The following is an 18,859-nucleotide window of genomic DNA, read 5'->3' as shown; positions in this document are numbered from 1 at the left end:
GAGGTGGGGCCGTGGTAACCGGACACGGGCCGCCGCTGGCAGGGTGAGTAGCCACGTTTGTCGCGGTAGACAAGACCGCGCCGCCGAAGGCGGCACAGCTCGGGTCCTTGGCCCGCGCGGCCTTGAGCGCGAGCACCCGCGCGTTGGCGAGCGATGGCGCCGGGTGCTCAAAATTGTCGGTGCCCGGTGTCACCCTGGTTGGTATGGAGCTGACAGGACGCGATTTCGACAGGATTCCGCGCGGCAATGTGCGCGTGCCGACGGTGGAATTCGCGCGGCTCTGGTTGGCAGCTGAGCGGTTGTATGAGCGGGATCGGACGTGGGCGAACTTCGGGGTGGTCCAGACATGCCGGTGGCTGGCGACCGCGACTGTGCGACCGGAGGGCCGCGCGTGGTATCCAGCTGACGCGCCGATCACGCGCCGGTTCGGGTCCGCGTACGAGGAAGCCATCGAGGAGGAGGCCCTGGCCGCAGCAAAGCTGTTGGGCCGCCGGCCGGTGCCGTACTGGTTGACCAAACGCCCGGGCTGGCTGCTGGCGGTGCATGCCACGTTCGAGTGGGCGTGGCACCGGTACGGAAATCCGCCGATCGAGGTTCCCGCCCCGGCCCCGGCGCGCGACTGACGGCTCATTGCGCGACCGCCGCGTTCTCGTCGACTACGGCTGCTTCGGCCGCGTCGATGGTGTTGCGGCGGTACATTTCCGCTGCCCTGGCTTCCTCCTCGGCCCGCTGCGCGTCGGCGGCCTCGCGGGCCTGGATTTCCTGCAGCGCGCGCCGAGCGTGCTCGATGGTGTCGGCCGATTCGTCTGCGGAGGGCACTCGAACGTCTGCCGAATGCACGACCGGTGTTTCGGCGCTGGCGGTGTCTCTCACGTCGCTCACGTCGGTTTCCGCAACGTCGTCGTCGGCGTCTGCGGCGACGGCGTCGAGGTCGGTCGCCTGTTGCTCAACCACGTCGGCGAGGTCGTGCTCGGCCGTGACCTCGCGGTGCGAGTCCTCCTCTGCCATGTGCCGGTTGTGGGCCTCAAGCCATTCCTCGGCGGTGACGGTCTCAACCGGCGCGGCGTCGACCGACCGGGCTGACAGCTCCAGCCGTGCCCGGTCGGCTGCGGCGCGGGTTTCTGCGGTGTGGGCCATCCACACCGCGCGCGCATCGTCAGCTGCTTCGAGTTCCGCCGCTCGCGTGGCGAGCACATCGGCGAGGGCTTCCGCGTCGCTGGCTTCCTGCAGCAGTCGCTCCCGCTCGGCCTCGTCCGTGGAGGCGTCGGCCTCGGCGCGGCGCATCGCGGCGTCGCGGCGACGCTGATCGAGCGCCTGATGGGTTCCGGCCAGTTCGTTGCCCACAAACTCCGGGCCCCACGCCTTTTCTCGCTCCCACGCACGCATCCGGACGTGCAGCTGCCCGTCGGACATCTCGAGCTCGTCCCGGCCGGATTCCGGCCGTCCCAGCGCCCGCCACGCGGCCCGCCACGACGCGTACGCCTCAACTTGCCCGGTCTTCGGTGTCGCGCCGAGCGCGGTCGCCTCGTCCTCATGGGCGGTCAGCTCGCGGTGCGCGGCCACGATCGCGGCCCGCTCGACCCACTCGTTGCGGGCCTCCGGCTCGTCGGGCACCGGCCCGAACGCCTCGACGGCCCACTGCTCCGGTTCGGCGGCCAGCTGCTCACCCAGCTCACGGCACCGCTGGTCAGCGGCATCGGCCAACGTCCGCAGGTAGGTCGACCACTCTGGATCATCCACCGTGGGCAGCCAGTCGTGGTAGGAGTTGCCGACCGGGTCGAGCCGCACTGCGGCGGTGATGCGGCCGTGGATGACGTTGGACAGCTGCCGTGCTCCGGCCAGCTCCCGTGCCGTAACGGCCTCGTGGAGCACGTGGCGCGGGTCGTGCCCGGCCAGCTCCGCCCGGCGCAGCAGCCGCGCCAGGGTCGGTGCCCCGTCCTCGGCGGCGATGCGGGCCCGCTGGTTCTCCGTCAGCCTCCCGGCCCGCACCAGGTCATCGAGCCAGCGCGCGGTCCGCCCCGCGGTGGCCAGCTCGCTCGCGTCCGCGAGCAGCTCGGCAGGCGTGCGGATCGACCGATTGTCGGCCTCGGCCTCGGTCGCCTCGGCCAGCGCCGAGCGTTGCGGGCCGGTGCCCTCGAACGCGGTGGCCAGCACCGCGGCAGGGGTCTTGTGCACCGCCTCCAGGGCGGCGCCCTCAGGCGCGTCGTTCGGCACGCTCAACGTGGTCACGTGGGCGGTGTTGCCGTGCCGGCCGCGGGTGAGCCCGACATAGAGCGCTTCCTGCCCGGTGGACTCGGTCACCACGGCGTGGCTCGTATCAACCGTCAAGCCTTGTGCACTGTGGACGGTCGACGCGTACCCGAGCGCCACGTGCTCACCCACGTAGGCGCCGGGCAGCGTGATGCGCTCGCCGAGCACCTCGCCGATCCCGTCCTCGCGGCCCAAGACCCGGGCCACGACCAGGCCGCCGTCGTCGCGGGTGTCTAGGACGCGGTATTGCTTACGGTTGATCGGCACCTCACGGTTGCCCTCGAATCCGGCGAGGTCCCAGCCATTACGGCGGGCCTGGATGAGGTCGCCGACCCCGGCGTAGGTGCCCTGCAACCCCAGCGGCACCCCGTCCTCGGCGACGTGGCCGAGCCGGATGAGGTCGTTACGCAGCTCGGCGCACAGGTGCGCGGCCTGCTCGTTGGTGTCCACGATCAGGATCGAGTGCTTGCCAGCGAGGGTGTCGGCCAGCCATGCCTTCCCGGCCGTGGTCTCGGCCTGCTCGCGCGTTCCGGCGTCGAGGATCCGGCCATGCTTGTGGTAGTCGCCGAGCACGGTCTGATCGCCGTCCCGCAGCCGCAACGACGCGCCGCGTTCCCAATCCGCGGCGAAGCGGCGGACCTCGGTCAGCTCGTACGCGGCTCCGGCGCCGGCCATCAGTTCCATGCCGCCGCCCGCCCCGACCGCGGCGAGCTGACGGTGGTCACCGGTCAACAGCAGCTTCGCGCCCGCTTCGCGAACGTGGTGGTGAATCCGTGCCAGATCGGCAGTGTTGGCCATCGCCGACTCGTCGACCACCACCAGGTCACCGGGGTTCAGCCGCCACGCGGCGTGCTCAGGGTGGGTGCTGCCCTCGGCGAGCTTGGCTTGGGCGTGCAGCCACCGCGCGATGTTGCGCGCGGTCAGGCGTTCTCCGGCGAGGACGTCGGTGGCGACCTGGCTGGAGGCCAGCCCCACCACCCGGCGCGGCGCGCCGTTCCACAGGTCCGGGTCTTCCCACGCCTTCGCCAAGGCTCCGACCACAAAGGACTTTCCGGTGCCCGCCGGCCCCACCAGGCACTCGACGGCCGCGCCGGACGTGAGCACGCCGCGCACCGCAGCGGCCTGGTCGGCGCCAAGCACCACGTTCGCGTCCGCGAGGGCGGCTACGAACCCGTCTACCGCGGACACGTCGAGCGCGGGAGCCCCGCCCCGAGCCGTCGACGCCGCGAGCGCGCGCTCGGTGTGCACGTGCTCGGGTGTGGCGTAGAGCTTCCGGCCCGGCGCCTCATACACGGATTGGCCGTTGGCCAGCTTCAGCGCGTCCGGCAGCACGGCGACCCCGGGCCGGTCGGTGGCCAGCGGCGTCGCGAGCTTCACGCCCTCGGCGGTCAGGCTGTCCAGCAGCTGTGTGAGCTGGGCGCCGTCGAGGTCGCCGAGGTGGTCGGGCAGGGCGGCGCTGATCGCGCGGGTGAGATCCGGCGCCGTCCACCCGGCTTTGGTGGACTGGACATCGGCCAAGGCCGTCTTCAGCACCACCTCCGGTGACCATTCGGGCGCCTCGCGCTGCTCGTGCGAAAGGGCCAGCACGTCGCGGGCAACGCCGGCGAGTCCGTCGGCGACCTCCGCACGCAACTCCCGGTCCCAGCGCTCCAGCCGGGCCGCGGCGGTTTCCCCGTCGTGGGTCTTGGCCTTGCGGGTGGCGAAGGTGGCCTGCCGCTGCAGCCGGTCCAGCTCCAGCGAGTTCGGCTCGCGGCCGAACTTCGCCTCGAACGCCTCGACCAGCGTCGCGGTCTTGCGTGTGATCGCTCGGCGCCGTGAGCTGAACAGCTCCATGACCTGCGGCGAAATCCCCACCACCTCGCGGGCCTTGCCGTCCGGGCGCGACGCGAACCGCACCCCCAGGGCCCGGGCGAGGTGCTCCTCCGTGGTGCGCTCCCCGATTGCGGCGGCAGCACCGCGATGCAGGTACAAGGCGCGGCCGTCCAGCGTGCGCCACTGGCCGTCGCTGCCCTCGACGCGGTTGAGGATCGCGTTGTGGATGTGCAGCTGCGGGTCGTGATTGCGCGAGTCGTGCTGAAAGAAGCTCGCCACGACAAGGTCGTGTGCGTCGATGAACCGGCCAGCGGCGCCGCCGTGGTGCCCCACGCGGGAGTAGCCGGCGTGCTCGGACAGGTAATCCAGCGCCGCCCGGTTCCCTGCCCAGATCGCGTCCTCGACCGCGTCCCGGTGCGCCCGCCACGAATCCGCCGCCGCGGTCGCGTCGTCCCGCTGCCGCGCCAACGCGGCCAGCTCGCTCGGGTCGGCGGCGGTCGCGGTGGCCAGTGCCTCGGTCAGCCGTTCAGCGGTTCGTTCAGCCTTCACCCGCTGCGCCTCGAACGCGGTGTGCAGTACGGTCACCGACTTTTGGACGCTGAACGTGGCGTCCAAAAACGCGACGTTCTTGCGGGCCCGCCTGCCCGCGTCCAATCGGAGTTCCTCCCGGCGTTCAGGCGTCGCGTGCGGCTCGGCGTCCAACGCCGCCGCGTACAGTTCGTCCTCCGTCGGATATTTCCGGCCGGTGTGGCCGAGAGTGGACGCCTCGCCCCAGCGGCTCGGGTCGTTGAACGCCTCGTCGCGTGGGTCGAGGAACTGCTCGTAGACCGCGCGCATGTCCTGCTCGTCGACCAGCCCGACGAGCCCGAGTTTCTCGGCGCCGCCGCCGTACCAGCGGCCCGGCGGCTCCCCCGCTGCGACGGCGTCGGTGTAGTAGTTCTCCCGGCCCTTCGCGACCTCGTCGGTGAGGTAGGAGACCGAGTAACCATTCGCCACGGTCAGCATTTCGCGCCCCCAGACAAGATCAACTCAGCTTCTTGAAGATCAACAACGGCCGCTGAGTTCCCGGGCGCCGGCCACGGCGCACCGGCCCATCGGATCGTGATGCATAGGTGTGCATCTTCTTTTTGGCTTGATGAGTCGTTGCTGGGTGAGTTGCTGATGGTGGTCTTGGACTTCTGAGTTGGCTTACTGAGTGGTGATGTCGTGGCGATCTTGGTGGTGGTCATGAGTTGGCCTTGCTGGTGCTGGCTTCGGTGATGAGGTGGAGTGCTGCGGGTTGTTCGCGGAGTTCTTGCAGGGCGGTGCCTGCGGTGCCTCGGGAGACTTCGGCGAGCTGCATGAGCTGATCCACGGTCGGCAAGACTCCGTGCAGCGCCAGGTGCTTGCGGGCCTCGCGCAGCGCCCGGTCCCGCTTCGGCGACGCCGGAGTGCTGACTGGACGTCGCGGCCCATCCGCATGCGCGCCGCTGTCCGTCGGCTCCTCGCGCTGTACCAGCGCCGGTAGCTCGGCTGTACGTTCAGCCGCCTCCGGTGGTACAGCCGCGTTCAACGCTGCCGCCTGAACAGGGCTCGGCTGAACGGGCACCGGTTGAACGGCTGGACGCTGAACACGCTCCGGGACGACGGCCGGAGTGGACGGCGCGACGGGCGTGGCCGTCGTTGCCGCACCGCCGACGCCGTTCGCCTCCTCGTCTCCGGTCTGATTCGTCCGGTGGTCGGTGGCGAGCATGAACAGCAGGTGCGCCACGATGGCCGCCGCGACGGCGGGCCACGCCCCGACACCGAACCGCAACAGCTCCGGCACCGGCCGCGCCGCTGCACCGGAGGCGCCGATGCCACCAGCCAGGAACACCGCTTGCGCGACACCGGAGAGCCCGGCGGCGAGGATCACCACGGCCCACGCGTACCGGCGGCCTGCGGCGTCGAGTCGCGACGTGGCCGCGTACGCGACGATCGCCAGGCCGTCCGTGATCAGCGGGTAGATCCACGCGATCGCGGCTGGCACGCCGGAGGCGGCGGCGACCTCGAACAGGCCGTGCGCCGTGGCCGCGGCCGCGCCGAACGCGACCACCAGACCGGCCGCCAGCAGTGCGGCCGAGGACTTTCCTTGCCTGCTCATCGACGTCCCCCCATTCCGGTGCGGCGCTGCTGCGCATCGACATCGCGCGCCGCCTGCAGGTGTTCTGGTGTGGGCTCCGGCGCGGCGTCACCGCGCGCGGTCGACCACCACGCGGCCATGCGCTCGGCGGCCTCGGTCAGCGGTACGGCCGGCGCTGGTCGGTGATGGCTGCCGCCCGCCAGGTGGTTTTCCAGCGAGCAGCTGCCCGTCGCGGTCTTGATCCGCTTGACCACGCCCGGCCGGTACCGGTCGTGCCAGTCCCCAGCCCGCAACGCGGACGCGTCGGCGTCCTCGTAGGCGGCGAGCCAGGTGCGCATCAGCCACAGCAGTTCCTCGACCACGTCCGGGTGCCACAGCCAGCACTCCGGCAGCGCCCCGGCCCCGTCGGGGTAGCGCAGGAACACCTCGGCCAGCCACCGGCACAGCCCGTCCAGCACCTCCCGCGTCATCTCCGGGTCGGCGGGCAACGCGAGCCAGGACAGGGCCGGGTTGCCCTCGGCCGGGCTCTCGGCGAGTTTCGCCGCGAGGTCCTGCACTACCCGCGCCAGGTCCTCGACCCGCATGGACAGCGGTGGCAGAGCCGCGACAGCTTTGCGTAGTCCCTCGATCTCGCGGGCCATGCCCGCCACCGCCGCATTCGCCGTCCCCGTTTCGGGCTGGGACGCATCCGGTGTGTGCGGGCGGTCCTGCTCCGCCTCGTTCAGGCGGCGCTGGCAGGCAATCTGGTTGGCACAGCGCCAAGTCAGCGCATCGGCAGCCGTGAACCCCTGCACCCCGCGACGTCCACACAGGACACATTCCTTCAGGTCTTTGGTGCTGCTCATGCGACACCTCCGTCGGACAGGGCGAGGTCGAGAACGATGAGCGAGAGGGCGGGCCGCCACTGCGCGCCGCACACCCGGCACGTGCAGATCCCGCACGAGCCGAACCAGTCGCCGTGTCCATTCGGGCAGACCATCAGCGGTTCACCCCCGGCACGTCTGACCAGTCCAGCCAGACGGACTCGCTGCCCGGCCGCACGATCTCGTGGGTGCTGGCCATGAAGGTGGCGACGTCGGCGCGGCGGAAAACCGCGGTGCCCGTCCCGTGCGGGCTGGACAACCCCAGCACCACCAGATCACCGCGGACCGTCACCGCGACATCGCCGACACCGGCCCGCCCGTCGTCGAGAGCCTCGGCGAACAGGTCCCGGGCGAACACCCACTGCACCGGCCCGGCACCGTCGATCACGCGCAGCGTCACCGCGTACGGGTCGGCCGACTCGTAGTAGAAGCTCGCGACGGTGTGGCCGGAGCCGATCAGCACGGGAAGATCCATCCGCATCACGGTCACCGCCCCTCGCCGCGCTCGTCGCCGGTCTCGGCGTCGCTCCACTGGCCCAGGTCGGCCTCCAACTCGGCGTCCAGCGCGGCCAGCGGCTCCTCGGCCGGAGCGTCGCCCCGCCGGACGGCACCCCACTCGGGCTCGTCGAGACGGATCACCTCGGCCCATACCGTCTCGGTGCGGTCCTGCACCAGCACTGGCACCTCGGCACGGGCGGCCTTCCGCGCGGCGTGCCAGGCCTCGGCGCGAGCCATCCACCGGTCTGCCCGGTCAGCCAGCAGGTCGACGCACGCGCCGAACCGGATCGCCCACTCCTCGCGGCGGGTCTCCCACCGCTGCGCGAACTCGGCCCACCGCTCGCGGCGCTCGGCGGCCTTCACATCGCGGCGTTTCCACGCCATCTGCAGCCGCCCGATCGCCGCGGGCATCCCCCGCCGCACGATCACCGCGTGCAACTCCGGCAGCTGCGAGATCTCCCCCGGGGACAGCACCGGCACCCGCTGCGGAGTCCGCCCGGTCACGTTGCCGTCGGCGTCCTCGGACTCGACCAGCTCGTGCCGGTCCGCCGTCAGTGTCGAATACGCCTGCAGGTCATCCGCGTCCCGGGCGCCGGCCAGGATCAGCAACGTGGCCGAGTTCGTCATGATCGCGCCGCACCCGGTGTCACCCCACCGCTTGCGCAGCTGCGCTCGCGACTGGGCTCCGATGTGGATGGTCACGTTGCGGCCACCCATGTCCGCGGTCCAGTCCGGCAACGGAATCGGACACACCAGGGCCGCCTCGTCCAGGACCAGGGTCAGCGCCGGGTCCAGCCGGCCACCTGGGGATTCCTCGGCGATGCGGCGGGCCTCCCGCGCGATATGCCCGGTCAACGCCGCCACCAGCGGTGCGGTGTGACTCTCCTCCGCGCCCAGCATGTACACCGTGGCATGAGATTCGAGCAGTTCGGCGACGTCGAAGCTGCCGCCGGTGGCGGCGGCCTTCGCGGTCGGGTCGGTCAGCCACCCGAGCGCGGGCATGATCGTCGTCGTGATCGACGAGCGGGTGCGGTCGTTGGTGGTCAGGAACTGCTCTGCGATCGAGACGAACATCGGCTCCGGCGACCGGCGCAGCAACTTCAGCACCTCATCGGCCGCGCGCTCCGGGTTCGCCACCCACTCCGCGACATCGGCCATCGACAGCCCGTCCAGGGCGGCGGCGTGCATCAGTGTCGCCAGCGCGCGGCGGGCCTGGGACACCCAGTGCTCCCGCTCCTCGCTGCCGCCCTCACCCGGCAGCAGGTCGTTCGCCCGGTACGTGGCGGTGACCGGGTTCTCACACCCGGTCAGCGGGTCGAACGTGATCGTTGACGGCCGCTTGCCCAACCCCGACGGGTTGAAGATCCGCACCGGACCGCGCTGCGCGCGCAGTGTGGCGGTCAATCCCATCAGGTCCGTGCGGGTGCTGGTGGCGATGACTGCGCCCGGCGCGTCCAGGATCCGGCAGGCCAGCTCACCGGTCTTGCCCGACCGCGGGCCGCCGAAGCGCAGCGTCACGTCCTCCACCGGCGACCAGATCCGCTGCCAACCCACCCGGGCCACCGGCGTGGCGTAGGCCAGCACCGGCGTCCGGCGCCGCGTCCACCACATCGCCTTTCGCAAGCTGGGCTTGAGGACCTTCGCCTTGCGGCGCATCGCGTGTTTGGACGCCACCCGCCAGATCTGCCAGCGCGAAGCAACCCCACCGTTCCGACGCGACCTGCGCGACCACCGACCCAACAGGCCTCGCGAACCGCCCCGCCCCCGTAGACCCAAGGCGACCGTGAACAGCAGGACCGGGCCACCGAGGAACAGGCCCCACAGCCACACCCCATAACCCGGGGTCTCCTCCGGCACCCAGCCCGCGAACCAGATCGACAGGCCCACCACACCGGCCGACACCGTGGCGAACCGGGCGACGTTGCCCTTGACCAGTTCCGCCAGGCCGAACGCCGCGGCCGCGACACCCGCGACCACGAACCACGGCCAGATCACCGCCACCTTCACGTGCCAGCCCGACAAGGCCGCACCCAGGAAAATCAACACCGTCGCCACCAGGGCGGCACCGAACGTCCTCATCAGGCCGCACCCCCAGCCGCGACCTCGTCGAGTTCCCGGTGGCCTTCGCGGGTCACCGCGGCCGACTGGCACGCCGTGAGGTACTCCTCGATCGCGTCGCCAGGAATCCGGACAGCACCCTTGCCCTTGCCGAGCCGGATAGCCCGGAGGGCCCCCGACTCGACGGCCCGGTAGATCGTGGCTACCGAGACGTCGAAGCTCTCGGCGACGGTTCGAACCCGGTACAGCCGGGTACGCTCAATCTGCATCGTTACTCCCACGGTTTCGATGTGCGCCCCGGCTGGTGCTGGAACACCGGTCGGGGCTTCTTGCTGTCGCCACCTCGGATGCGAGACAACCGACAAACGTGCGTACATAGCTATCTTAGACGTCTTAGATAGTTCGGACAAGGATGGCGTGCCAGCGAAGCCGTCCGAGCTGACACAGCTCGTATGCTGTGCGTCATGAGCGCGCTCGACCCCGACGACGCCCGGCCGTCGTATCGCCAGCTCGCCGATCGGTTGGCCGCGGCAATCGAAAGCGGCGACCGCGCCCCGGGCGAACAGCTGCCCACGCACCGCGAGCTGGCGAGCGAGTACGGAGTGGCCATCGAGACCGCCAAGCGCGCCTTGAGTGAACTGCGCGCCGCCGGGCTGATCGTGACCCGTCAGGGCAAGGGCTCCTACGTTCGCCACCGTGCCGACGAACGGCCTGAACGGCGGCCGGCGGACCAGGACATGGCAGAAACGGTCAGCGACCTTCGGCGCGAAATCGAGTCGATCAAAGAGCGGCTCGCCGCACTTGAGGCCGGGGACTGACGGAGCGAACGCCGAGCCACCTACCCGTTCAGCTTGCGGGTGAACTCCGCGATTCCGTCCACCATCGTCGCCAGGCCCTGAGCTGTGGCGCGGAGCCAATGCGCCGCCTCGACTGGATTCCTCACGGCGAGCAGGAGCAGCAGCGCCATCACCAAACCGGATACGACCTTGGGCCAGAGCCTGGGCCGGTACGCGGTTGGAATTGCATTTCTCGCCATGACGTCCTCCATGCCTCGGGCTACTCAATCGGCGGGTTGTACCCGTTTTGCTCATGAATCCAGGTTCCCCCGGAAAATCGTTCCCGAGAACTGTCCGACCAGCGCCCCACCGCTGAACTTTCACCGAACCAGCACCCCTGAACTTTCACTGAACTTGCGCGCCCCCGAGGTGCACACCGGACCTGGAAAGTGCGAAGCTGGCCCAATGGAACTGAATGGCGTCCCTCCCACAATCGAGCAGATCAAGGCGCTGGCCCTGACCAACTACGGCCACTTCACGTCGATGCTCGTCGAGTCCGGCAAGGTGCGCGGCCTGTCGCTGCACCTCCAGCGACTGACCCGGGACTGCCGCTACCTCTTCAACACTGAGCTGGACGCGCAGCGGGTACGCGACTACGTGCGCCATGCCCTGGCCGGAGACGACCAGCGGACGGTCGTGCGAGTGACGATCTATGACCCGGCGCTCGACCTCGGCACGATCGGCAACGACGCGAATCCTCGGGTCTTGGTCACCACGCGTGCGGCTGGCGAGGGCCTACCTGCGCCCTGGCGCCTGCAGGCTGTGTCTTACCAACGCGAAATCCCCGCGGTGAAGCACATCAGCCTATTCGGCGCACTCCAGAGAAGGCGAGCCGCGCAGCGTGATGGATTCGACGACGTGCTTTTCTTGAACCCGGACGGCACCATATCCGAAATCGCGACATCCAATATCGGTTTTGTGCGCGACGATGAGATCGTGTGGCCTCGGGCGGAATACCTCGCCGGAGTAACCATGACGTTGATAAACCAAGAGCTCGACGAACCCGTGACGTCGAAGCCACTCACCCTCTCCGACCTCGCCGGCGTCGATGCGGCGTTCGGCACGAACGCGGCCACCGGGGTGCGCCCCATCGCCTCGATTGACGATCGGGAGTGGCCCACTGACCACCCAGCCGTGCAACGCCTGCGCGAGCTGTACGCGGATATTCCGGCCGAACGCGTGTAGCCCCTGCCACCGAGCAGCTACCCTCGCCAGCAGGAAGATCGTCTACGGGAGCGGACGTGGCTACGGTTCAACGCTGGTCGGGTGTCGAGGTCAGGGCGCTGCGCGAAGCAAAGAGGATGAGCATCCGAGAGTTCGCGGCTCACCTCGGCGTAAGCGAACGCATGATCTCCAAGTGGGAAGCGGGGCGCGAGACGATCAACCCGCGGCCCGTGAACCAGGCGGCCCTCGACACCTGCCTCACGCGCAGCGACCCCGACACGCAGGCGCGGTTCGGCCACCTGACCGGCGGTTCCCTCGTCCCGACGAATGAGGACGACGGCCAGACCGCCCTCGTCGGCGGTAGCGAGGTCCGGCACCCGGTCGACGGCCGTCCGATGGTCAAGGTGGACGGCGGCGTCTACCTAGCCGGCCCAAGTAACGAGCCCGTGTGGCTCAGTGCCTTCTACATCGATGTCCACCCGGTCAGCAACGCCGAGTACGCACGATTTGTGGCGGCGACCGGGCGCGAGGCGCCGCGCCATTGGGTCGACGGCGACTTCCCGGCCGGCCGCGCCGATCACCCCGTCGTCTTCGTCACCTGGCACGACGCCAGGGCGTACGCGGCCTGGGCCAACAAGGAACTGCCGACTTCCCAGCAGTGGGAGAAGGCTGCCCGCGGCACCCGCGGCACCGTCTACCCGTGGGGCGACCAGCCGACCCCGGCCAAGTGCAACGTGCGCGAGAACGGCGTCGGCGAAACCACGGCCGGAGACTGCTATCAGAGCGGCCTCAGCGCGTACGGCGTCTACGACCTGTGCGGCAACGTCTGGGAATGGTGCTCGACCGAGAGCAAACCCGGTCGGCACGAGCTGAAGGGCGGCGCCTGGACCAGCCCGTTCAGCCGCGCCACCCCGTCATCGTTCAACGACGCCGCCGCCACGATGTGCGACGACGACACCGGGTTTCGATGCATCACCGGGGCCAGCACGTTCGACGAGTGAATGCGGCGCCTATCGGCGCCCTGACCGGGTCGGTTTGGGTTCGACGCCCATCTCCTGCAGCAGTGCCAGCGCCGCCGCGCGTCCGGGGAGTTCTTCCTGGCTTCCGCTGCAATGCCGGATCAGCTGCGCGAGAGCCATCCCCGCCGTTCGACCGAGCATGTCGAGCCATCTGGCCATCAGCGGCGCGTGGATGCCGTGGAAGGTGACGAGCACCGCTCCGTCGGTGTCGCGCATGACCAGCTCGTCCCCGGTGTCATCGACCCGCCAGAAGGGCACGTTGCGGGCGACCGCGTGCACCTCATCGGCGCGCTCGCGCATCCGTTTCGCGAGCGCGGCCCGCTCCAGCTGACGTTCGTGCCTGGTGACCATGCGCAACCCCTGACGCCCGAATCGGACAGCCCCCACCCTGCTTGCCAGCGTCCACGTTAGAACACATGTTCGACAGCTGCAACGGCTGGCTGCGTGCCCGAGTGGGCATGCACTCCGGTCCCCGCGCCGCGTGGGCTGGAGCGCGGGGGCCGGTGCCGGGCGGCCGTTTGGGGGTTAGCCGGTCGCGCCGTGGGGGGCCCGCGCGAGACACGCTGGGCAAGGGCATGCCGGTCACGGCGGGCACCATGTCTGCCGTGCCGGGGGTGATGGTCAGTCCGCAGAGGGCGGTGAGGTGCTCGGCGCGGGTGATGTCGGCCGGGAGCGGGAACAGGTGCACGGCTCGGTCGGTCTCGCCGACGATGCGGCCGCCGGGCAGCACGCCGCCGCGACGCAATCGCGCGGCGATGAGCGCGGCCGGCCTTGCCGATGTGTTCGGCCGGCGGTCGGGGCAGTCCTCGTTCACGGGGCGCTCGCCGCCTGCCGGGCGGGTTCGGCGAGGTGGAAGGTCTTGGTGTCCCCGTTGACGGGCAGCTCGACCGCGCGCCACTCGTGCCCGGTCTGGATCATGTCGGCGGTGGCGAGCAGCTGATCCAGGCGACCGGCGAGCGTGCCGCCGTTCTCTCGCAGCATCGTCAGCATGATCGCCAGGTGAGTGTCGGTATCGGTGTCGCCGCTGAGTCCCGGTCGCGGCGCGGTGAAGGCTGAATGGCGGGCCTGCGCGTCCCCATCCGGGCCACGGGTGATGTCGATCAGCTCGACCCGGCTCGGTTCGGTCTGCCGAGTGTCGTGCAGGTGCAGCGTGATCCGATGGGTTCCGACGCGCTGTGGCAAGACACCCCACTCGTAGCCTCGTTGGACGTCCTCCCAGGCCAGAGCCCAACCGCTCGCCGAGAGCCGTAGCACGCCGTGCTTGGCCCACAGGCTCAGCAGCGTGACCGCGGAGGCCAGCCGCCACTGATCGACAACGAATATGGTGCCGTCCTCCCGCTCGGCGGTGATCACCGGCGCCGGCGTCGTGGCGGGGAACTCCCAGTTCATCCCCGTGGTCCCGATAGGGATCGTGCGCTGTGGGCGCGGTGTCGAGCATTTCGGCGGTCGTTCGCGCGTCATCCGACATCCCCCGCCCGGTCGGCAAAGCACGCGCTCCGGGCGGGCGCGAGCGCGGCGAACGCCTTGAGTTCCCCGTCCAGTTCGAGCACCGACCCGCAATCCGCGCACAGCGGCTCACCGGTCCACGACCGGCGCCAGATCTCCCCGGCCACCGTGCCCCGAGGCAGGCCACACTCGACACACACCGCGGGCTCGGCCGCACCGATCTCCTGCCCCGCGCCGGCGGCGAGCGCGAGCGCCAGCGCGCATCGTGGGCTCGCGCCGCGCGGAACCCGCGCCCGAGCCAGCACACAGAGCGACGCTGAGCACAGGCGGGTCACGCAGCGTGGCGGCCGCTCGCCGCCGTCGACCTTCGTGACCTTGCCCGTTGCGGTAGACGCAACCCACACCATGATCGTTGTCACCCGCTCCCCACCTCGACACTTCGATGTGCCCTGACCAGCGTATTTAGCGTGATCGCGGCCACGCAAACTTATCTCAAACGCCAACTCTTTTTCTAGGTGTCGTCGAAGGTATAGTGCTTCACGCGTTGTTTGATCATGGTTGCGGGCGTGCCCGAGCCCGCGTCCGCTGCCGCCGAGGAATTCGGGCGTCGCCTCCGGCACCGACGCCAGGCGAAGAAGCTCACCCAACTCGACCTCGCCTACCAGGCCGGCGCCACGCTTTCCGCGATCAGCAAGTACGAAAACGGCCAGGTGCTACCCAGCATCAACACCCTGCTCAACCTTGCCTACGTCCTGGAGATCGACCCGGGCAAACTGATCAGCAAACTCCAGCCGGATACACCCCCGACCGAACGACTCGGCCGGTGACCAATACACGGCGATCGTCACGGGGCTCTTCACCTATGCCGTGGGGATCAGCGGCGCGCTAATCACACTGCGACAGGCCTGGGCCTTGTGACGTGGCTGAGCTTCTTGTTCCGCGCGCTCGACCAGCACAAGCCGGCGGGTCGGTACAGCTTTGAGGCCGACTCGATGCCGTTCAAGAAGCCGATCTCGGCTACTCGCCCGGAGATGACCCCAACGCCTTGCCGTGGGCCTTCTCCTGATGCCGAGAGATATTCCGAGGCCAGCCGCCCGGCCACTCCTCGACGGTCCGCGGGCGCCAGACCTCCCACCGGTGCGTACGCAGCTTCTTCGCGAAACCGAGGTCGCGCCGCGCAGCCAGAATGAAATCCTTCTGCGCCTCACCCAGTCGGAGCATCCACCGCCCCGTGCGCGCGATCTGTTGCTCGCGCTCCGAAGCCCTCTTCGCCGTCGGTAGCAACTCGAACAGCTCACCTAGGGCCGCGGTGATCTCCTCGGCGGCGGCGCGCGGCTCCGGGTTACCGACCAGCCGGATCTCCGATAGCGCGGCAAGGAAGGCCGACATCGCCTTCCGCGCGTCGGCGGTCTGGTATATCGCGGTCGTAGTGTGCCGAAACGCGAACGGCTCCCATCGCTGCATCGCGACCGCCATTCCGCCGAGGTAGATGTGCCAGGTCATCAGGTCGCCGGTGGCGACCAGAAGTCCGAGGTAAGCGCCTTGGCGCTTCTGCTTGTTCTTCGCACCCTTGTCCTGACCAGGCGGCATGATCGAGAACAGGGTGCGAGCGGCCTTCAAGCCGGTGGCAATCTCGCCGCCCAACTTCGTGATCTCGTCCATAGGCAGGCCGAACACGTTCATCCGCACATCCAAGTCCACCGCGGACATCCACAGCCGCAGGCGCGAGTCGCGTGTCGACCGTCGCCGCTGCGGTGGTGACCGCATGCGGTCACCACCAGTACCAGCGGAAGGAACGGCGAGGGCGAGCGGGGACCAGCGTGTTCGATCGTCCGTCACCGCGTGTCAGCTACCGTAGCCGGATGACGGAACAGGTCATCTCCACTCTGGTTGGCGGCGGCCTTACCCTCCTCGGCGTCCTCATAACGGCCGGCCTGACAGGCCGTCGCGAACGCAAGAACAGGTCGAACGTCCACCTGTCTCGCCTGCTTGACCGCCGATACGACCTCTACCTGGCCTACCTCGACGTCATGACACGGAACGCCTCACTCCTCCGCGGCGAGGACGACCCACGCACGCCGGACGTCGACGGCCTTTACGTAGAGCTGGCACGCTTTGAAGAACGCATGCAGGCGTTCGCCAGCCACATGGTCCTCGGAGCGTTCGAGGAGTATCGCGAGTGCATACGGAACCTCCTGTCCTGGAACGCGGCTGATGAGCAGGAACGCGCGCGTCTGCTGACGCTCGAACGAGCTGTCCACACACTGTCACTCGCAGCGATACGTGAAGACCTCGGCGTTGAAGGTTTCGAACCGAAGTGGCGCCGTCGCCGCATTCGGCGAGCTGTGAGGCTCTTCAAGCGGAAGATGGAACAGAACTCACTCTTGCCAGGACCAACGAACATAGCGGCGACCCTGGGCTCCGACCGGCGGTAGTGGCGACGCCTCACTTGTCCCGTCCGCTATTGCGTCCCACAGTACCCACTGACCGTGTGGACCGGCCGACCCGTAACGATCAGTGTTCGCCCTTCGCCGTGACGTGAACGACCGCTGGAGGGCAATTGAGACGGAAACTGAGACGTCCCGTGACGCGAAACAGCCCCCGCCATGCGCGACAGGGGCTGTTTATGCTGGTAGATGAAGTGGCCAGGGCCGGGGTCGAACCGGCGACCTTCCGCTTTTCAGATTTCCGACCGGCGGCCATTCGTCGCGGCGATGACCAGAACCGATCGGCAAGGGACCGCCGATCTAGACAGTCGAACCCATTTGACGACTCATCGCGCCTGGGTCGCGACTCCCTAACCACTCAAACACTTGTTCGATGAGATGAGGTTCTATAAGCTGTCGTCATGGCACAGAGCAGCTCAATCGAGTGGACTGAAGCAACATGGAACCCTACCACCGGTTGCGATCGCATTAGTGCCGGATGTGACAACTGCTACGCGCTCAAACTTGCAGGCCGTCTAAAGGCCATGGGCCAGGCCCGGTACCAGGTTGACGGCAACGAGAAGACCTCGGGGCCCGGTTTCGGAGTAACCCTTCATCCCGACTCGCTTGACGCTCCGCTTCGTTGGACGAAGCCCCGGATCATTTTTGTAAACAGCATGAGTGACCTATTCCACGCCCGCGTGCCAATCAGCTACATCCGAGAGGTCTTCGCCACGATTCGCAAAACGCCCCAGCACACTTACCAAGTCCTGACTAAGCGCTCACTGCGCATGGCGCGCGTCGCAGGAAAGCTTGACTGGCCGCCAAACCTTTGGATGGGCGTAAGCGTCGAATCATCGGACCAATTGCAACGCATGGACCACCTACGCTCCGTTCCTGCCGTCGTCCGTTTCATATCGGCCGAGCCACTGCTGGGCCCACTAAATGAGATTGACCTCCACGGGATCCAGTGGGTCATCGCGGGCGGGGAGAGTGGTTTTGGGGCGCGCCCCGTTGCCCCGGAGTGGATTCGCGACCTGCGCGACGCCTCGCGGGCGGCAAACATTCCATTCTTCTTCAAGCAATGGGGAGGGCGCACACCAAAGGCAGGCGGCCGGTCACTTGATGGACGAGAATGGAGCGAGTATCCTCAAGTGCGCAGCGCACTAGCCGTGTAATCAGTCTGCGAACTTGATAAGCGTACCTTCCGGAAAGGTTCCCGTCCTTTTTTGATTCGGACTGGTTATTACGCCCTCTTTCTGCATTGGTTTTAAGGTGAGCTTCTTTAGATGCTTCAGCGCGTAGGGCGTGTCGACGAGGACATAGTGCGCAAGCGTTTCGACGCTTACGAGCTGCCCACGAAAATGTTGTGCCATGTCCTGTTGTAGAGGCCGAGTATCAACTTCAGCCTGGAACAACACGTCTTGCCCGGCGAGTATGTCAGAGAACTTCTCACCGCTGCCGGGGTCGACCGTCCACATGACATCTTTCATTACTTCAAGGCCCTTGATGTTCCGGGTGCCATAGAACAGGAAGTATCCGGTGTGCCCGCTGCTGTTTACCATCTCGAAACTTTTGACGTAAGAAAAACCGCACACCTCGACGAGCTGAGATTGATACAAGTCGTGAAGGAAGGCCTTACGCTCTGCCCCCGTCAAGCCTCTGGCCTGCTTAAAGAGGTCTGTACCGAATAACTCGGTGAGTCGGTCGTCAATGTTGCCAGCGTTCGCAAACCGGTTGACTGTGTTGAAGTCGAAGTAGACGAAGAGCTCACAGCGGTCAAAAGAGAGGAGACGACGCAGCAAGTCCATGGGTAAACCCTTGACACCGAAAGGGTCAACGAAGGCGAACGTAGGCGCTAGGTTTGACTTTTGTTGCTCAAGGAAGCCGAGAATCCCCTCGGCGACATTCTCGAAACTGTCGCTTCCAACCGAAACCTTTACGTTACTCGGCCACGGTTGGTTTTTCGCAACGTAATCCCTTACGACTATTTCAAGCTGCTCGTAACGGTCCTGCTCAGCCTCGTTGAACAAGAAGACAAACTCCTTATTCGCCATTGCATCTCTGTGCGTGTGCTTGAGCAGCACATCGAGAGCCTTGATCGGCGAGCCGTACTCTTCCCCTTTGTAGATGCCGGGCCCCGCAAAGCCGTCGAGAAAGACAATCCGAGCGTTCCACCTGCTCAAAATCGGGAACCAGGCCTTGAGATACCCGGTCAGAAGCTGGTGCTTCGCGGCCGTGTGCGGCTTCAACTCCCAGACGGTTTCTCGCTCGCCCGTTCGTGCCATCGCTGCATCCTCGCAAGACGTTTGTGATCGTTCGGCTGGAGAAGTCGGTCAACAACCACCCAACGTTACTGATCGGCGACATGCTGCCCCAAAAAGAC

At 67.9% G+C, this 18,859-nt stretch carries 20 protein-coding genes; 7 read left to right on the top strand and 13 right to left on the bottom strand.

The window, feature by feature from the left end; all coding sequences use genetic code 11:
• Positions 1-179: 179 nt before the first annotated feature.
• On the top strand, positions 180-623 hold the full coding sequence (locus HFP15_RS19085) for a hypothetical protein (protein ID WP_168517492.1): 444 nt from the start codon (positions 180-182) through the stop codon (positions 621-623).
• A 4-nt stretch (positions 624-627) separates the two neighbouring features.
• On the opposite strand, the gene mobF is transcribed toward HFP15_RS19085, so the two are convergent.
• The 7 genes from mobF to HFP15_RS19050 form a co-directional block, all read right to left on the bottom strand.
• Positions 628-5,067, bottom strand: coding sequence for a MobF family relaxase (gene mobF / locus HFP15_RS19080; protein ID WP_168517490.1), 4,440 nt, complete (start codon positions 5,065-5,067; stop codon positions 628-630).
• Between the two features lie 220 nt (positions 5,068-5,287).
• Positions 5,288-6,184: a hypothetical protein gene (locus tag HFP15_RS19075; RefSeq protein ID WP_168517488.1), complete on the bottom strand. Its 897-nt coding sequence runs from the start codon at positions 6,182-6,184 to the stop codon at positions 5,288-5,290.
• Positions 6,181-7,008 (bottom strand): hypothetical protein, encoded by an 828-nt coding sequence (locus HFP15_RS19070; protein ID WP_210717515.1) that lies wholly within the window; start codon positions 7,006-7,008, stop codon positions 6,181-6,183. Before HFP15_RS19070 ends, HFP15_RS19075 begins: the two co-directional genes overlap by 4 nt.
• Positions 7,005-7,142 carry a hypothetical protein gene (locus tag HFP15_RS19065; RefSeq protein ID WP_168517486.1) on the bottom strand — a complete coding sequence of 46 codons (138 nt, stop codon included), beginning with the start codon at positions 7,140-7,142 and terminating at the stop codon, positions 7,005-7,007. The genes HFP15_RS19070 and HFP15_RS19065 overlap by 4 nt, the downstream gene beginning before the upstream one ends.
• The gene (locus tag HFP15_RS19060) at positions 7,142-7,501 is read right to left on the bottom strand and encodes an SsgA family sporulation/cell division regulator (RefSeq protein WP_168517484.1); all 360 of its coding nucleotides are present in this window, start codon (positions 7,499-7,501) and stop codon (positions 7,142-7,144) included. The genes HFP15_RS19065 and HFP15_RS19060 overlap by 1 nt, the downstream gene beginning before the upstream one ends.
• Before the next feature lie 11 nt (positions 7,502-7,512).
• A complete protein-coding gene (locus HFP15_RS19055) occupies positions 7,513-9,603 on the bottom strand; it encodes a type IV secretory system conjugative DNA transfer family protein (RefSeq protein ID WP_168517482.1) in 2,091 nt (696 codons plus the stop codon).
• A complete protein-coding gene (locus HFP15_RS19050) occupies positions 9,603-9,851 on the bottom strand; it encodes a helix-turn-helix transcriptional regulator (protein WP_246271849.1) in 249 nt (82 codons plus the stop codon). Before HFP15_RS19050 ends, HFP15_RS19055 begins: the two co-directional genes overlap by 1 nt.
• A gap of 195 nt (positions 9,852-10,046) precedes the next feature.
• Between HFP15_RS19050 and HFP15_RS19045 the strand changes: the two genes are divergently transcribed.
• Positions 10,047-10,400, top strand: a complete 354-nt coding sequence (locus HFP15_RS19045; protein WP_210717513.1) for a GntR family transcriptional regulator — start codon at positions 10,047-10,049, stop codon at positions 10,398-10,400.
• A 20-nt stretch (positions 10,401-10,420) separates the two neighbouring features.
• On the opposite strand, the gene HFP15_RS19040 is transcribed toward HFP15_RS19045, so the two are convergent.
• Positions 10,421-10,618: a hypothetical protein gene (locus HFP15_RS19040; protein ID WP_168517478.1), complete on the bottom strand. Its 198-nt coding sequence runs from the start codon at positions 10,616-10,618 to the stop codon at positions 10,421-10,423.
• Positions 10,619-10,823: 205 nt separating this feature from the next.
• Here HFP15_RS19040 and HFP15_RS19035 point away from each other — a divergent pair, with 205 nt between their 5' ends.
• Entirely contained in the window at positions 10,824-11,603 is a 780-nt protein-coding gene (locus HFP15_RS19035; RefSeq protein ID WP_168517476.1) for an aminotransferase class IV family protein, read from the top strand.
• A gap of 56 nt (positions 11,604-11,659) precedes the next feature.
• Positions 11,660-12,583, top strand: a complete 924-nt coding sequence (locus tag HFP15_RS19030) for an SUMF1/EgtB/PvdO family nonheme iron enzyme (protein WP_168517474.1) — start codon at positions 11,660-11,662, stop codon at positions 12,581-12,583.
• 9 nt (positions 12,584-12,592) lie between these two features.
• On the opposite strand, the gene HFP15_RS19025 is transcribed toward HFP15_RS19030, so the two are convergent.
• The 3 genes from HFP15_RS19025 to HFP15_RS19015 form a co-directional block, all read right to left on the bottom strand.
• Positions 12,593-12,952, bottom strand: a complete 360-nt coding sequence (locus tag HFP15_RS19025; protein ID WP_168517472.1) for a hypothetical protein — start codon at positions 12,950-12,952, stop codon at positions 12,593-12,595.
• 459 nt (positions 12,953-13,411) lie between these two features.
• Positions 13,412-13,990: a hypothetical protein gene (locus HFP15_RS19020; protein ID WP_168517470.1), complete on the bottom strand. Its 579-nt coding sequence runs from the start codon at positions 13,988-13,990 to the stop codon at positions 13,412-13,414.
• A gap of 68 nt (positions 13,991-14,058) precedes the next feature.
• Positions 14,059-14,466, bottom strand: coding sequence for a hypothetical protein (locus HFP15_RS19015; RefSeq protein ID WP_168517468.1), 408 nt, complete (start codon positions 14,464-14,466; stop codon positions 14,059-14,061).
• A 147-nt stretch (positions 14,467-14,613) separates the two neighbouring features.
• On the opposite strand from HFP15_RS19015, the gene HFP15_RS19010 reads away from it, so the two are divergent.
• Positions 14,614-14,874: a helix-turn-helix domain-containing protein gene (locus HFP15_RS19010; RefSeq protein ID WP_168517466.1), complete on the top strand. Its 261-nt coding sequence runs from the start codon at positions 14,614-14,616 to the stop codon at positions 14,872-14,874.
• Positions 14,875-15,064: 190 nt separating this feature from the next.
• On the opposite strand, the gene HFP15_RS19005 is transcribed toward HFP15_RS19010, so the two are convergent.
• Positions 15,065-15,730: a hypothetical protein gene (locus HFP15_RS19005; RefSeq protein WP_168517464.1), complete on the bottom strand. Its 666-nt coding sequence runs from the start codon at positions 15,728-15,730 to the stop codon at positions 15,065-15,067.
• 179 nt (positions 15,731-15,909) lie between these two features.
• On the opposite strand from HFP15_RS19005, the gene HFP15_RS19000 reads away from it, so the two are divergent.
• Both HFP15_RS19000 and HFP15_RS18995 read left to right on the top strand, forming a co-directional pair.
• Positions 15,910-16,482 carry a hypothetical protein gene (locus tag HFP15_RS19000; RefSeq protein ID WP_168517462.1) on the top strand — a complete coding sequence of 191 codons (573 nt, stop codon included), beginning with the start codon at positions 15,910-15,912 and terminating at the stop codon, positions 16,480-16,482.
• Positions 16,483-16,895: 413 nt separating this feature from the next.
• A complete protein-coding gene (locus HFP15_RS18995; protein WP_168517460.1) occupies positions 16,896-17,651 on the top strand; it encodes a DUF5131 family protein in 756 nt (251 codons plus the stop codon).
• Here the strand turns inward: HFP15_RS18995 and HFP15_RS18990 are convergent, their stop codons facing one another.
• Positions 17,652-18,761 (bottom strand): three-Cys-motif partner protein TcmP, encoded by a 1,110-nt coding sequence (locus HFP15_RS18990; protein ID WP_168517458.1) that lies wholly within the window; start codon positions 18,759-18,761, stop codon positions 17,652-17,654. It lies immediately after the preceding gene.
• Between the last annotated feature and the right edge of the window lie 98 nt (positions 18,762-18,859).

Origin of the sequence: Amycolatopsis acididurans, from assembly GCF_012328925.1 — a bacterium.
GTDB lineage: Bacteria > Actinomycetota > Actinomycetes > Mycobacteriales > Pseudonocardiaceae > Amycolatopsis_E > Amycolatopsis_E acididurans.
Note: the sequence above shows the minus strand (reverse complement) of the source record. Positions and strands in the feature narration are given on the sequence as shown.